The organism is Hyphococcus formosus (assembly GCF_046736345.1).
Lineage (GTDB): Bacteria > Pseudomonadota > Alphaproteobacteria > Caulobacterales > Parvularculaceae > Hyphococcus > Hyphococcus formosus.
In genome coordinates, this window is record NZ_CP157210.1 from 3,171,637 (window position 1) to 3,185,608 (window position 13,972).

At 52.5% G+C, this 13,972-nt stretch carries 13 protein-coding genes; 8 read left to right on the plus strand and 5 right to left on the minus strand.

Annotated features, from left to right (window positions below):
* Positions 1-62: 62 nt before the first annotated feature.
* The gene (locus tag ABFZ83_RS14820) at positions 63-3,158 is read right to left on the minus strand and encodes an efflux RND transporter permease subunit (protein ID WP_411817328.1); all 3,096 of its coding nucleotides are present in this window, start codon (positions 3,156-3,158) and stop codon (positions 63-65) included.
* Positions 3,159-3,368: 210 nt separating this feature from the next.
* On the opposite strand from ABFZ83_RS14820, the gene ABFZ83_RS14825 reads away from it, so the two are divergent.
* Positions 3,369-4,991 carry a phytoene desaturase family protein gene (locus ABFZ83_RS14825; protein ID WP_411817329.1) on the plus strand — a complete coding sequence of 541 codons (1,623 nt, stop codon included), beginning with the start codon at positions 3,369-3,371 and terminating at the stop codon, positions 4,989-4,991.
* Between the two features lie 16 nt (positions 4,992-5,007).
* On the opposite strand, the gene ABFZ83_RS14830 is transcribed toward ABFZ83_RS14825, so the two are convergent.
* Positions 5,008-5,979 carry an NAD-dependent epimerase/dehydratase family protein gene (locus ABFZ83_RS14830; RefSeq protein WP_411817330.1) on the minus strand — a complete coding sequence of 324 codons (972 nt, stop codon included), beginning with the start codon at positions 5,977-5,979 and terminating at the stop codon, positions 5,008-5,010.
* Between the two features lie 99 nt (positions 5,980-6,078).
* Positions 6,079-7,686 carry an alpha-amylase family glycosyl hydrolase gene (locus ABFZ83_RS14835; protein ID WP_411818846.1) on the minus strand — a complete coding sequence of 536 codons (1,608 nt, stop codon included), beginning with the start codon at positions 7,684-7,686 and terminating at the stop codon, positions 6,079-6,081.
* Positions 7,687-7,772: 86 nt separating this feature from the next.
* On the opposite strand from ABFZ83_RS14835, the gene ABFZ83_RS14840 reads away from it, so the two are divergent.
* The 4 genes from ABFZ83_RS14840 (at position 7,773) to ABFZ83_RS14855 (ending at position 11,123) form a co-directional block, all read left to right on the plus strand.
* Complete coding sequence (locus ABFZ83_RS14840) at positions 7,773-8,987, plus strand: glycosyltransferase family 4 protein (protein ID WP_411817331.1); 1,215 nt, start codon at positions 7,773-7,775, stop codon at positions 8,985-8,987.
* A 6-nt stretch (positions 8,988-8,993) separates the two neighbouring features.
* Positions 8,994-9,971: a glycosyltransferase family 9 protein gene (locus ABFZ83_RS14845; protein ID WP_411817332.1), complete on the plus strand. Its 978-nt coding sequence runs from the start codon at positions 8,994-8,996 to the stop codon at positions 9,969-9,971.
* A 74-nt stretch (positions 9,972-10,045) separates the two neighbouring features.
* The gene (gene infC, locus ABFZ83_RS14850) at positions 10,046-10,630 is read left to right on the plus strand and encodes a translation initiation factor IF-3 (protein WP_411817333.1); all 585 of its coding nucleotides are present in this window, start codon (positions 10,046-10,048) and stop codon (positions 10,628-10,630) included.
* Between the two features lie 175 nt (positions 10,631-10,805).
* The gene (locus ABFZ83_RS14855; RefSeq protein ID WP_411817334.1) at positions 10,806-11,123 is read left to right on the plus strand and encodes a hypothetical protein; all 318 of its coding nucleotides are present in this window, start codon (positions 10,806-10,808) and stop codon (positions 11,121-11,123) included.
* Positions 11,124-11,185: 62 nt separating this feature from the next.
* Here ABFZ83_RS14855 and ABFZ83_RS14860 read toward each other — a convergent pair whose 3' ends face one another.
* On the minus strand, positions 11,186-11,599 hold the full coding sequence (locus ABFZ83_RS14860) for a DUF1801 domain-containing protein (protein WP_411817335.1): 414 nt from the start codon (positions 11,597-11,599) through the stop codon (positions 11,186-11,188).
* Positions 11,600-11,696: 97 nt separating this feature from the next.
* Here ABFZ83_RS14860 and ABFZ83_RS14865 point away from each other — a divergent pair, with 97 nt between their 5' ends.
* From ABFZ83_RS14865 to queD, 3 genes are all read left to right on the plus strand, one after another.
* Positions 11,697-12,140, plus strand: coding sequence for an ion channel (locus tag ABFZ83_RS14865; RefSeq protein ID WP_411817336.1), 444 nt, complete (start codon positions 11,697-11,699; stop codon positions 12,138-12,140).
* A gap of 78 nt (positions 12,141-12,218) precedes the next feature.
* Entirely contained in the window at positions 12,219-12,857 is a 639-nt protein-coding gene (gene queE, locus ABFZ83_RS14870; RefSeq protein ID WP_411817337.1) for a 7-carboxy-7-deazaguanine synthase, read from the plus strand.
* Between the two features lie 36 nt (positions 12,858-12,893).
* The gene (queD, locus tag ABFZ83_RS14875; RefSeq protein WP_411817338.1) at positions 12,894-13,262 is read left to right on the plus strand and encodes a 6-carboxytetrahydropterin synthase QueD; all 369 of its coding nucleotides are present in this window, start codon (positions 12,894-12,896) and stop codon (positions 13,260-13,262) included.
* Here the strand turns inward: queD and ABFZ83_RS14880 are convergent, their stop codons facing one another.
* The gene (locus ABFZ83_RS14880; protein ID WP_411817339.1) at positions 13,263-13,949 is read right to left on the minus strand and encodes a hypothetical protein; all 687 of its coding nucleotides are present in this window, start codon (positions 13,947-13,949) and stop codon (positions 13,263-13,265) included.
* Positions 13,950-13,972: the final 23 nt, after the last annotated feature.

A 13,972-nucleotide genomic window follows, 5' to 3' on the forward strand; every position in this document is an offset into this window, starting at 1 on the left:
ACGCAAGTATTTGGTGATGCGTAAATTCTTGAAGAATTTCCGGCGTTATACCAGATTTGCGTTTATCGCCTCGGTGCTTTTGCCAGTTCTTCGGCAACTTTCTGACTTTCAGATGCGCGTGGTTTCGAAAACCCTGCGAGTAATAAGAATGCTACCGGTGTCAGGAAAAGCGTGAAGAAGGTTGCAAAGCCCAAACCGCCGACAACAACCCATCCAAGGGCGGCACGGGATTCAGCGCCGGCTCCGCTCCCCAAGATAAGCGGGAAACCGCCAAGAAAGGTAGAGATCGCCGTCATCAACACGGGGCGGAAACGCGTAATAGCTGCGCGCTCAATGGCATCTCGAACGCTCGCGCCATCGTCACGTAATTGGTTTGCAAATTCGACAATCAGAATCCCGTTCTTGGCCATGATCCCAATCAGAAGAACCAAGCCGATTTGACTGTAGAAATTGACCGAACCGCCGGATATGCCAATCGCATAAATCGCCGCCGCGAGGCCAAATGGTGCCGTCGCCATAAGAATAAATGCGCTGACAAAACTTTCAAATTGTGCGGCCAGGACCAGCAACACAATTAGCGCGGCCACACCGATGACGATGATATAGTTTTGATTGGAACTCTCCAGGACACGCGCCTCGCCAAGCAAGGTTACAGAGAGATTGCCCGTTAATTCCTCCGCGGCGACACGGCGCATTTCTGCGGCGGCATCACCGAGACGCACCCCGTCAGCAAGCGTCGCGGTGACCGGAACGGCTCTGCGGCGTTGTTCGCGCGACAGGTTCGAAGCAACCGCCGTTTCGCTAACGGAGGCGACAGATGAAAGCGGAACCGACACGCCGCTACTTGAGCGCAAGAATATATTTTCGAGGTCGGTTGGGTCGTTGACCGGCTCACCGCCCGTGTTCGCTAATACTTCAATAATGTCATCGCCGACAAAAATATCCGCCGCGCGATATTCATCAGCCATGGTTTGAATGGTCGTGGTGATGCTGTTTATCGGAATTTCGAGCGCGGCAGCGGCTTCGCGATCAATCCGGATAGAGATTTGCGGTTGGGAAACCTGAAAATCGAGACGCACATCATCGAAAATCGGATTTGTGTTGAGTATTGTTGCAAGGTTTTCCGCGGCATCGGCGGCGAGGTCGTAATCATCACCAATGACGGCAAATTTCAGCCCCTGACCCGCACCGCGAATGCCGAGCGAGCTTCCGCTGCGGATGAAGACGCTGGCACCGGGGATATCCCTTGTCAGGTCGCGGATAACATTCTCCATATCCGCTTGGCTTTTCTCGCGTTCGCTCCATTCGGGTAACCTGGCGATGACGAAGGACCGTGTACCGCCACCAATGCCATTAATGGACTGCGTACTGGTCACGTCGCCGCTTTCGACCAAAGATACAAGACGGTTCTCGATTTCGAGAACTTTTCGATCGAGATATTCGAAACTTGCGCCTTGTTGCGCGGACACCATCATGAATACGCGGCCACGGTCTTCTTGAGGGGTAAGTTCAACGGGTAGCGTTTTAAGGGTGATGAATGCGCCTGATGCAAATAAAAGACAGACGCCGATAACGGCCAAAGGCCGCGCCAAAAGTTGACGAACAATAACGCTGTATAGTTTTGTCAGGCGACTGGTGTCGGTTGTGGGCGTTACTGACTCTCGTGATTTGCCGGAACCGCTCAGTTTGATGGTCAAAACCGGGCAGAGCGTGAGCGCGACGGTCGAAGAAACAACGACCGCAAAGGCGAGGGTGAAACCGAATTCGGAAAATAGTTGTCCTGCTTCGCCGGGTAAGAATGAAATCGGAATGAACACGGCCGCGAGCGTCGCGGTCGTGGATAAGACGGCAAAGATGATCTCTTTGGTGCCGAGAATAGCGGCGGCGCGCGCACCGGCACCCTTACTGCGCCAACGTTGGATGTTTTCGGTGACAACAATAGCATCATCCACCACGAGCCCTGTCGCCATGACGAGCGCGAGCAATGTAATCAGATTGATGGAAAAACCCGCTAACCAAAGAAGTGCGATTGTTCCCAGCAAAGACACCGGGATCGTAATTGCCGGAATAACCGTCGCGCGCAACGACCGCAGGAATGAAAAGATCACACAGACAACGATCAGCGTTGAAAGGAAGAGGTTTCTGACGACCTCGTTGACAGATTCCTGGATGAAGACAGCGTCATCAACGATCACACTGACCTCAACGTTACTTGGCAATTCACGCGACAATTCATCAACCGCAGCGTGAACGCCCTTGGACACAAGCAATGTATTCGATTGGGCTTGGCGAATAATCGCGATGCCGATACCGGGGAGGCGATTAACACGCGCGCTCGTCGTTAAATCCTCGAAACCCCATTCGACGACCGCAATATCGGAAATGCGCGTATTATCATCGAGTTTTAGCGCGCCAATTTGTTCGGGTAGTACCGCTTCTGACTCCGTACGGATAAGCAATTGCTGGCTTTCACTCCGCAATTGTCCGCTCGGCGCGCTTTGTGAGGCCGTTTCAAGAACCTGCATAACGTCATTGATCGTATATCCGCGCGCCGCAAGCGATACTGGCATGATCCGAACACGAATAACCCGATTTTTGACGCCATAATCATCCGCTTGTGCAACGCCTTCGACCGCTTGCAGGCGCGGGAGGATAACGTCGTCAACCACGTCAGCGAGATCACCCGGATCCATTTTGTCGGCGGAGACCATAATGCGCATCATAGGCGAAGAGTCCGAGTCGGCCTTCACCACGCGCGGTTCATCAATGTCGTCCGGTAGGTCGCGACTAATCCCAGAAACCGCATTTTTGATATCGGTCGCAGCGATGTTGATGTCGGTTGACGCTGAAAACTCTGCGACGACCCGGCTGCGCGCATAGCTTGATGAAGATGAGATGGTCTGTACGCCATCGACTTTTGCAACGGCGCTTTCAATGATCGCAGTCACTTGTGCGTCCATCGCTTCTGGGGTCGCGCCGGGATAAGAGGTGTCGATGGTTACGACGGGCCGGTCCACATCGGGGAGTTCGCGAATTTCAATACCCTGCATTGCGGCAAAACCCGCAATCGCGACAAGAAGACTGACCACCGCCGCCAAGACGGGGCGCTGAATGAAAATTCCGACAAATCCAGCCGTTTGTGATGAGCCTTGCTGCATTATTGTGCTGCTTTCTGATGGTTCGCCGTCGTTATGAGGCATATTCCAGTTAACATATTAAGTCAGCCCTAATCGGTGTGGATATCTATCCACGCAAAAATCGCGCTTTTTTATACCGGGATTGTCCACGCGATGGTGCAACGATAGGTTGAGCGCTCCCGCTTGATTCCGGGTGGGCAATAATGAGCGAAACCACGGGGCGGTATTCAGATGACAACAAGGAAATATGATGCGGTTATCATCGGCGGCGGGCATAATGGCCTCGTATGTGCGTACTATCTTGCGCGCGCAGGTTTGTCGGTCCGGGTCTGTGAACGCCGCCATATTGTTGGCGGGGCAGCGGTAACGGAAGAGTTCCATCCGGGATTTCGCAACTCCGTCGCTAGTTATACGGTTAGCTTGCTCAATCCCGTCGTTATTTCTGAAATGAATTTGGCATCAAATGGCCTAAAAATGGTGCCGCGGCCAATTTCCAACTTTTTGCCCCTAGAAAATGGCGGTTATCTCAAGGTCGGCGGTAGTCTGGCAAAGACGCAGGCCGAAATCGCCAAATTTTCTGATCGCGACGCGCAAATGCTCCCGCAATATTATGAACGCCTTGAAGCGGTGGCCAATGTCTTGCGCGATATCGCGACAAAGACGCCGCCCAACACCCGCGCCGGTATCACCGCCGCAATCAAGGCCGGAAGCCAGTTATGGCCGGTTTTGCGGGGCGGAGAAGGCTTGCACCAGGATGTGCTCGACCTCTTTACCAAAAGCGCGAGGTCATTTCTTGATGCTTGGTTTGATTCAGATCCAATCAAAGCGGCATTCGGGTTTGACGCGGTGGTCGGCAATTATGCGAGCCCCGACACCCCCGGGTCGGCCTATGTGTTGTTGCACCATGTCTTCGGCGAGGTGAATGGCGTGAAAGGCGCGTGGGGCCACGCCATCGGGGGCATGGGCGCAATTACCGAAGCCATGCGCAAAGCCTGTCTCGACGTCGGCGTGGAAATTTCGACCGACGCGCCTGTCAGTAATGTTGATGTAAAAGACGGGCTCGCAACAGGGGTGATTTTGGAAAATGGTGAGCGGATTTCCGCGGATCGCGTGATCTCTAACGTCAATCCGAAATTGCTCTATGAACGGCTTGTCCCTGAAGACACGTTGGAGCCGGAGTTCAAGCGACGCATGGCCGGTTGGCGATGCGCCTCGGGGACCCTGCGCATGAATGTGGCACTGTCTGAGTTGCCGGATTTTTCATGCTTACCCGGAAAAACAATGGGGGAGCATCACCAGTCAGGAATTATCATAGCGCCGAGCCTTGATTATATGGACCGGGCTTTTACCGATGCGAAGACACATGGATGGTCGCAGCAGCCCATCGTTGAAATGCTCATCCCGTCAACGCTAGACGACAGTCTGGCACCAGCGGGACAGCATGTTGCGAGCCTTTTCTGCCAACAATTTGCGCCCGAATTGCCGGATGGAAAAGCGTGGTCAGACCACCGTGAGGAGGTCGCAGATTTGGTGGTTGATACGGTTACGGAATATGCGCCGAATTTCAAAAAATCAGTCTTGGGCCGAATGGTTCTCACCCCGCAAGACCTAGAGGGCAAATTCGGGTTGATCGGCGGCGATATCATGCATGGTTCAATGACGCTTGACCAAATGTGGGCTGCGAGACCAGCACTCGGCTATGGTGACTATCGCGGCGCATTGCGCCGCCTATATCATTGCGGCTCGGGTGCACATCCGGGCGGGGGCGTGACCGGATTACCCGGACGCAATGCTGCCCGTGAGATCTTAAAGGATCTTGGTAAAAACATCGCGCGCCTCAAGCACGGAAACTAATCGGTCCTTGGCGCATTCAGGAATTGGTGTAATGGCGATACCAGTCGACGAACGATTTTAACCCCTCGCTAATTGGCGTTTTTGGGTTAAATCCGTAATCTGCACTAAGCCGGGAAACATCAGCATAGGTTTGTTTCACGTCACCGGGTTGCATCGGCTTCATGTCGATCTTTGCTTTACAACCCGTTGCCTCCTCCAGCGTCGCAATCATTTCAAGCAACGGCACGGGCGTATGATTGCCAATATTGTAGACCCGGTGTGGACGTTCGTCTTTCGAAAAAACGGGCGCTTTTTCAGCAATGGCTTGTATGCAGGCCGTTACGTCATCAATAAAGGTGAAGTCGCGTCGCATATCGCCATTATTGAAGACAGGTAGTGGCTCGCCGCGCAGGAGTTTATCCGTAAACGTCCAATAGGCCATATCCGGCCGACCCCACGGGCCATAAACGGTAAAAAAGCGAAGGCCAATCTGCTTGAGCCCGTATAAATGAGCATAAGTCGAACTCATAAGTTCGTCGCTTTTTTTGGTGGCCGCATAAAGCGATACGGGATTGTCCACTCGGTCATCTTCGCTGAAGGGGACTTTTTCATTTCCGCCGTATACGGAGCTAGAGGAGGCATAAATTAGGTGTGAAAAGCTAGGCAAATGCCGACAGGCCTCAAGCACGGAAAGGTGGCCCAATAGGTTTGACCGGGCATAGGCAAATGGGTTTTCGATTGAATACCGAACGCCCGCCTGTGCTGCGAGATGGATCACAACGTCTGGGCGTTGTTGCTGAACGAAATCAGACAAGGCATCCGCATCTGCAATATCTAATGATTGAAAATCGATCTGGTCGCCGAGTTCTGCAAGCCGCGCTTTTTTGAGCGCCGGATCGTAATAGTCATTTAAATTATCAACGCCGGAAATCGTAAAGCCTGACGGCAACAACCGTTTCGCAGTGTGAAATCCAATAAATCCGGCAATGCCAGTTATAAAAACCTTCATGAATGGCGAACCTTATTAATCATCCGATACATAACGCAAGATTCGCGCCGTCGCTAAGCCTATTCAACGATTTAGCGCCCGAGCGGCGGATTTGTCGCTTTACCCCGAAAGCGACAGGATAAACCCTTGACCCGGCGGGATTTTCGCGGGCGGTGGGTTTAGGCTGGCCGAGGTCGAAAGGACAACTTTTCCCTGCGCGGTGGGGTGCCATTCGGCAGGTGTCAGCCCAAAATTGAATAGGCAGAGATATTTTTTGCGGCCCAAAGTTCGAGTGAATGCCAGAAGTTCTGGCGGGCAATCGACGAACGACAATGAGCCACGCAGGAAGGCCGGGCTATTATTGCGAAACTTGATTAATGCGCGGGTGAAATTGAGAACCGACTCTTCGTCACTTTCCTGAATATCGACAGCGCAGTTTTTATGGTCACTGCCAAATGGCAGCCACGGCTTTTTGTTTGAGAAGCCAAAATTCGCGGTGGAATGTTCCCATGGGATCGGCGTGCGCGCGCCATCGCGGCCGAGGGTATGTGGCCAATTCGCAATAGCTTCCGGGTCCTTTAATTCTTCGAACGGGACATTGGTTTGCGAAAGGCCAAGCTCTTCGCCCTGATAAAGGAATATATATCCGCGCAAGCTGAAGAGGAGCAATAAATAGAGCTTCGCAGCATTGCTACTGTCAGTGCGGCTCCACCGGCTCGCCACTCGTGGGGTATCGTGATTGGAAAATGCCCAAGAGGGAAGTGCGCTGGACTTTTCATCCAGCCATTCCGCTAGCGCCGACTTCACGATATGCGAATTGATTTCATCCGCATAAAGAAAGTCAAAATTATATGCGGTCGTCAGGTGTTGGTCACCTGCCGTAAATGCCTTCATTTCAGCAACCGGATCTGGCCCGACGACTTCGGCAACGGTGAAAATATCACCATATTCCTTGGTCACTGCGCGTAGCTTACGCAGAAATTTTGGAATTTCCGAGTGCGATTGATTGTATAGATGGTTTTGAAAATCGAATGGGCGTTTCGGATTGGTCATATTTGACGGCGGATTGTCCCGCAATTCCGGATCATGCATGGCAAAATTGATGGCGTCTAATCTAAAGCCGTCAACACCCCGATCCAGCCAAAAGCGCGCGACATTCAATAGTGCGCTTTGAACGTCAGGATTGTGGAGATTGAGATCCGGTTGGCTATCCAGGAAATTATGCAAATAATATTGCCCGCGCCGGGCATCCCACGTCCAGGCGGGCCCGGTGAAAACGGACTGCCAATTGGTCGGCGGTGAGCCATCTGGTTTGGGGTCGGCCCACACATACCAGTCGGATTTCGAGTTCGATTTGTCGGAACGGCTTTCCTGAAACCACTGGTGTTTATCAGACGTATGGGAATAAACCTGATCGATAATGACTTTGATATCTCGCGCATGGGCCTCTTTTATCAGGCGGTCGAAGTCATCAAGGGTTCCAAACAGCGGATCGACCTGACAATAATCGGCAACATCATACCCATAGTCTTTCATCGGCGATTTGAAAAAGGGCGAGAGCCAAATTCCATCGACGCCGAGCTCGCGAATATAATCCAGTTTTGAGACAATCCCTTTTAGATCACCGACACCATCATCATTGGTATCCATGAAGCTGCGCGGATAGATTTGATAGATGACCGCACCTTGTGGCCAATTGTGGTCGGTGCTTTTGTTTCTCTGTGACATCATAGCCTCACATAGAGAGTGTAGGGTCCAATTGATCCGCAAAGGGATATTTTTGTCAAAATTTTCATTCGGCCAAAAAAACGCATTTGAGATTAGCGAAAACGCTCTATGATCTTACCATGATCCGTTTCGAGAAAACCGTATTGCAAGTCATTCCGCGTTTGGATGCGGGCGGGGCAGAGAGAACAACATTAGAAATTGCGGATGCGGTAACCCGTTCCGGTGGTAATGCGATCGTCGTTACCGCTGGTGGGCGGCTCGTAAAAAATATCGAGAATGTTGGCGGACGGGTCTTTATCGCGCCGGTCGCATCGAAAAACCCGTGGCAAATTTGGCAAAATGGCAAATTCTTAAGCGCGCTCATAACGCGGGAAAAGGTCGACATTATACATGCGCGATCCCGTGCGCCTGCATGGAGTGCACTCTTTGCGGCAAGAAAAACCGGTATCCCGCTCGTCTCTACCTATCATGGGGCCTATTCGGCGAAATCAAGGATCAAGCGGTTTTATAACTCTTCGATGCTGCGGGCGGACCGGATCATCGCCAATTCCCACTTTACCGCAGAGCGCATTCTGGCGACTGACCATACGCTGAGCGATATCGTGCGCGTCATCCCCAGAGGGGTCGATATCCGAACCTTTGACCCCAAAAAGGTGTCCGCCGACCGGGTGAACACGCTTGCGAATGAATGGGGCGTGCCGGAAAAAGTCGGTGTGAAGCTTTTGTTGCCCGCAAGGTTAACGCCTTGGAAGGGGCATGAAATCGCGATTGAGGCGCTTTCCAAGCTTTTAGTTCGCCTCGGTAACGGAAACACCTCTGGTCAAGGTCAGCCTTTGGCGCTAGTTTTTTGCGGGGGCGCGCAGGGCAAAGGCGATTTTGTAAGCCAGTTGCGCGCATTGATTGACGAATGTGGGGTTCGTGAGATGGTCTATATGGGGGGCGATTGCGCCGATATGCCGGCTGCTTATGCTTGGGCCGAAATCGTTTTAGCTCCATCGACGAAACCAGAAGCCTTTGGCCGTGTTGCTATTGAGGCAAGCGCGATGGAGAAGCCTGTCATCGCAGCAAATCATGGCGGCGTTCGTGAGACCGTCATTCGAGGAGAGACGGGATTGTTGGTGACGCCTGATAATAGCGATGCCTTGGCGCATGGTATTTTCAGGATGATGAATTTGACGCCTGAAGAAAGGCGTTCAATGGGGGAAAAGGGCCGGGCAAGAGCGACAAGCCTGTTTTCATCGGACGCGATGTGCGATGCGACGATTGGGGTTTATCGTGAGCTTTTGGCGGAACGAGCGTGATCTGGGATGTTAGGGCGTAAGCAGAATAATATTCTCGTTATTAAAACTGATGGCCTTCGAGGGTTTGTTGCAGCGGACCCATATTTCGAAGCGATCAGGGATGCCTATCCTAAAGCCAAAATAAGCTTACTGACGACGCAAGGGCTTCAGCGTATTGCGCGTGCTTCGCCCTATTTCGACCAAGTCGCGGCGATGCCTAATATGGGCGACCGCGAAGCGCGAAAAGAATTTGTGCGTCAGTTGAAAGCGTCGAAATTCGAGCGTGTTTACGACCTCTCTGGCGATGCGGCAGCCCGTCGGCTTCGCAGCGCGATGGGGCCCTTCCGGCCAAAATGGTTTGCGGCAGAACAGGCACCAAAACCGAACCCAAAATCCGCGCAGCCATTACCGCTACCGAATCTGGAAAAGATATCTGAACTGTCTGGGCTGAGCGTCGATGATCGCTTGCCCGATCTGCGATGGGCGGTTTCTGCCCGCAAAGACAGCGCGAATATGCAGCCGTCTTGGTACGGTATTTCGGGACCATTCGGATTATTACTGCCGAGCGAAGATGGCGCGCGCCGATGGAGCGCATCTGGCTATGCGGGATTGGCGCGGCAAATGGCCGAATCCGGGTTTATGCCGGTTCTCGCGGGGTCAAAGAATCTGCATGGCTTTGGCGATGAAATCGCGAATGAAGCGCCGCAACTCCTCGATTTGTCGGGCAAGACCGATCATTTGCAACTGGCCGCTTTGGCCCAGGAAGCAGCATTTTTTGTGAGTGACGTATCGGACGAAATGCAACTGGCCCTAAGTGTTGGTTGCGAGGGGGCGGTGATTTGCCCTGCAAAATCACCGTATTATGCCGAAGGCCGGCATATTGTGACACTGACGGCCGAAAATGACCTTGGCGCGATTGAGCCGTCATTTGTCTGGCGGACCCTTGATAATATGGGGCTAATTAATAATGCCCATAGCGACCAGTTGGTCGCTGAAGCCCGTTGATTGATGGGGCTAAAACCTTATATATCCACGTCTCTGTTACATTTTGGGATGACGGTTAACCGTTTCTCACCGAAATGGCGGCAGAATTTTGTCCAAGAGCAACCAATGGAGAGAAGTCCATAGCACGCAGACCATTTGCAGCCCCGCCGTCCAAATCAGACGGACCTCGCGTCAATGAAGACATTGCCGTTCCACAGGTCCTGTTGATTGATCATACTGGCGAAAAACGTGGGGTTGTCGCAACCGATGAGGCGATTGCGATCGCCGCTGAAGCCGGCCTTGATCTTGTAGAGGTGTCACCGAATACGACGCCGCCAGTCTGTAAGATTCTTGACTACGGAAAATTCAAATACCAGCAACAGAAGAAAAAAGCTGAAGCCAAGAAGAAGCAAAAAGTCGTTGAGATCAAAGAGATCAAGATGCGTCCCAATATCGATGCGCATGACTATGGCGTGAAGGTAAAGGCGATGAAGCGCTTCTTCGAAGAAGGCGATAAGGTGAAAGTGACGTTGCGATTCCGTGGCCGGGAGATGGCGCATCAGGATCGCGGCGCAGATTTGCTAAAGCGCGTGCAAGAGGATTTTGAGGAAATTGCCAAGGTTGAGCAATATCCGAAAATGGAAGGCCGCCAAATTATAATGGTTATGGCACCGCGTTAATTCGCGATTTGCCAACCAATGAATGGTTAAAACCGCCGGCGCATTGCGCGGGCGGTTTTTCTGTATTCAGGTTAATGATTGCGTTTTGGCCCGTCCCTTGCTTGATGAAGCTGTGAAGTATTCGATTATCGCGCCATCCTGCGGTAATTGGTGTGAGTAAACAGGCGGATAGCCAATGAGTTTAGATGCGGTTTTTGAAATGCTGGCCAATGGGTGGCCTTTGGCCCTTGCAGGATTTCTGCTCGGCGCACTCACTGGCGCATTTTTGCCCCGAAGTGAGAATGGGCCGGAAGCAACCATCAAGCGGATGGCGCCGGATGGCGATGGTTTGGCGGCGTTAGCGTCAGAATTGGCAACGGCCAAAGAGTTGCTCGATGCGGAAGAGGCCGAAACCGGCGAAATGGCTGAAAACCTCAAAGACCTCGATCATGCGATCAAACGGGCGAATGGCCGTCTGAAATTGATCATGAAAGCTGTTAAGCGAGCGAAATAGGTCAGCCGCGAATAGTCGCGGCATCAGCAATTAGACCGTCGGACACGGAAAAATTATTATCTTCAGAGTTTTACGCCCGGCAATTTTGACGCTTGTCTAACCCAATCCGCGATCTGTTCCTGGTCCAGTTCGTCATCTTCATAAATGTTGAGGTACCGGGTTCCATCGACTTTTGAAGGGACCGGCGGCACTGGCGTTAAAGACGTGCCGCGCATGAAGGTCAGTTGAACATATTTTTTGTAGCAATACATAGCCATAAACCAGCCGTCTTCCTTGCCGTAAAGCGGTGTATTCCATTTGACGGCCTTTTGGATGGCTGGGAAATTTTGATTTACGATGTCGTCAATGCGGCGACCAATATCGCTTTTCCATCCCGGCATGGCGGCAATATAGGCTTGGACAGGCGCATCGCCGTCACCTTTAGGGATTTGCGGATTGCCACTCGACAGGAGCTTGGCTTTGTTTTTGTCGGTCATAAGCGTAGGTTAACATAAATGTTGATGCGCTCGAATACTGTTTTGGTCGATTTGATCGAGAGTGCAGTCCAATAATGGGACAAGTCACGGTGAAAAAATGACAGGCGCAGACTTACATTTTCAACTCATAACGTCCGCCGTCCTCATTGCTGCGACAACATTTGTGCACGGCGTATTTGTCGCTGCGGCGGCGGCGGTGTTCCGGGCTACCACGCAACAAGCGCGTGGGAGCATCCGGTTTTTCCGTGATAGTATCGTTCTTGTTTTGCTGGTGTCTTGGCTGATGGCTGCCCATTCGATCGAAATCTGGATGTGGGCGCTGACATTCCTCCATTTTGATCTGTTTGATACTCTGGAAACGGCGCTCTATTTTTCGGCGTCGAGCTACACCACTTTGGGGTTTGGAGACGTCCTTTTGCCCGAAGGCTGGCGTCTTTTAGCCGGGGCCACAGCGGCGAACGGGTTTTTGTTGTTTGGCCTCTCAGCGGCATTTTTATTCGATGCGGCGCGTCAGCTTCATTTAGGTGGTTCGCGAAATTAAGCCGCTTTCGGAATTTTAGGGCTGACCTTAGAGCCTCTTTCCGTTAGGGGAGGGCCGTTTCAGCCGCAAAGCGATCATATGACCTACGCAGTAAAAGAGATTTATTACACCCTACAGGGCGAGGGCGCACATTCTGGGCGCGCGGCGGTCTTTTTGCGATTTGCGGGTTGTAACCTTTGGACTGGCCTTGAGCGAGACCGCGAAAAGGCGGTTTGCACCTTTTGTGATACCGATTTTATCGGAACAGACGGACCGGGTGGCGGTAAGTTCGCGACCGCCGAGGCGCTGGTCGAAGCGGTGAAAGCCGAGTGGCCAGAGTACGCCCCAAACAGCAAACCTTATGTTGTCTGTACCGGCGGAGAGCCGCTTTTGCAGTTAGACGAGCCCTTGATTGACGCCTTTCATGCGGCCGGGTTTGAAATTGGGGTCGAGACAAACGGCACAATCGCCGCGCCCGAAGGTATCGACTGGATCTGCGTTAGCCCGAAATCGACTGCCCCGCTTGTTCAGCGTTCAGGCAATGAGCTCAAACTGGTTTATCGCCAGAAAGATGCCTTGCCGGAGCAATTTGAAGGGCTGGCATTTGACTTTTTCTATTTGCAGCCTATGGACGGGCCCTCCCGTGACGCAAATACGGCGGCGGCGATAGACTATTGCAAAACCCATCCTAAGTGGCGATTGAGCCTACAAACCCACAAATTTGTAGGTATGCCGTAGTCGCCTGAGTTGGGTGGTGAGAGAAAGAGGACCTTTATGCGCATCATCAAGTCGATGAGTTTCGATGCAGCGCACTTTTTGGATGATTGCGATCAGGCCGAGCCCAACGCCCGGCCTTATGCGCGCATGCATGGTCACTCGTTCCAACTGGAAGTCATGATCGAAGGCGAACAATCAGAAGACACGGGTTGGGTCGTTGATTTTGGCGACGTCAATGACGCTTTGGCGGAACTCCATACGGCGCTTGATCATCGTCTTCTGAACGAGATCGAAGGGTTGGAGCGACCAACCCTTGAGAATATTTGTCGGTGGGTTGCTGATCGGCTCAAGCCGCGCTTTCCCGGTCTCGTCCAGGTTCGGGTTTCACGGCCATCTAACGGTGAAACCTGTATTCACGATCTGTAATCAGATATTCGCGATTTCGACTTTCATTCGCGCAATCAGATATTGCGCATCACGGCAATAGCTGGCGGCGGCATTATCGGCGCGCCCGAGCGCGTAATCCAATTGCGATAGCGTCGCGTCGATTTCATCGAAATTCGCAAAGGCATTCACGGGCGGGGCGAGGTTCAAGCCCTTTTCACCGATATCAAGGCGAACTGGCGATACGGAATATTTCGTCCGTCCACCAAGTGTTACGTCCAGATGGTGTTGGTTTTTGCCAATAAGTGCCGCCGCGCGCGGATCGCTCTTCTCAAGCGCTTCATTAATGGAAAGGCGCAGTTCGTCATAACTTTCCGCGAGGAGTGCCCGCCCACCAATATCGTCAACATCCTTGGCGGAAATCACGACCTCGCACGCTTGTTCAAGAATGTCTCGAATACGGTCAACCGCGTAAAGCGCAGCTTCTATTGCGGATAAAGTCTCGCGAACCGGATTTTCCTGATGGTCATTGTCTGGTTCGCTCATGACGGCTTTGCGATTGCGCAAAGCACGATCGAGCCCCGCTGCGACATCCATCTGCGGAATCCCGTCGTCTGCGTCGTCAATCGCCTTTTTGCCTAACCAGCCAGCGAGGGGGCTGCGTTTTTTGCGGTTTGCGACGTTATCGGACGCCGCATCGTTAGAGGTCTTTTTCAAAGCAAACGCCACGCGTATTGCTCCTTCTTGTTGAG

Excerpts from the sequence above, each read along its gene's own strand:
- ABFZ83_RS14820 (WP_411817328.1), bottom strand. The coding sequence starts at position 3,158 with ATGCAGCAAGGCTCATCACAAACGGCTGGATTTGTCGGAATTTTCATT.
- ABFZ83_RS14825 (WP_411817329.1), top strand. The coding sequence starts at position 3,369 with ATGACAACAAGGAAATATGATGCGGTTATCATCGGCGGCGGGCATAAT.
- ABFZ83_RS14830 (WP_411817330.1), bottom strand. The coding sequence starts at position 5,979 with ATGAAGGTTTTTATAACTGGCATTGCCGGATTTATTGGATTTCACACT.
- ABFZ83_RS14835 (WP_411818846.1), bottom strand. The coding sequence starts at position 7,686 with ATGTCACAGAGAAACAAAAGCACCGACCACAATTGGCCACAAGGTGCG.
- ABFZ83_RS14845 (WP_411817332.1), top strand. The coding sequence starts at position 8,994 with ATGTTAGGGCGTAAGCAGAATAATATTCTCGTTATTAAAACTGATGGC.
- infC (WP_411817333.1), top strand. The coding sequence starts at position 10,046 with ATGGCGGCAGAATTTTGTCCAAGAGCAACCAATGGAGAGAAGTCCATA.
- ABFZ83_RS14855 (WP_411817334.1), top strand. The coding sequence starts at position 10,806 with ATGAGTTTAGATGCGGTTTTTGAAATGCTGGCCAATGGGTGGCCTTTG.
- ABFZ83_RS14860 (WP_411817335.1), bottom strand. The coding sequence starts at position 11,599 with ATGACCGACAAAAACAAAGCCAAGCTCCTGTCGAGTGGCAATCCGCAA.
- ABFZ83_RS14865 (WP_411817336.1), top strand. The coding sequence starts at position 11,697 with ATGACAGGCGCAGACTTACATTTTCAACTCATAACGTCCGCCGTCCTC.
- queE (WP_411817337.1), top strand. The coding sequence starts at position 12,219 with ATGACCTACGCAGTAAAAGAGATTTATTACACCCTACAGGGCGAGGGC.
- queD (WP_411817338.1), top strand. The coding sequence starts at position 12,894 with ATGCGCATCATCAAGTCGATGAGTTTCGATGCAGCGCACTTTTTGGAT.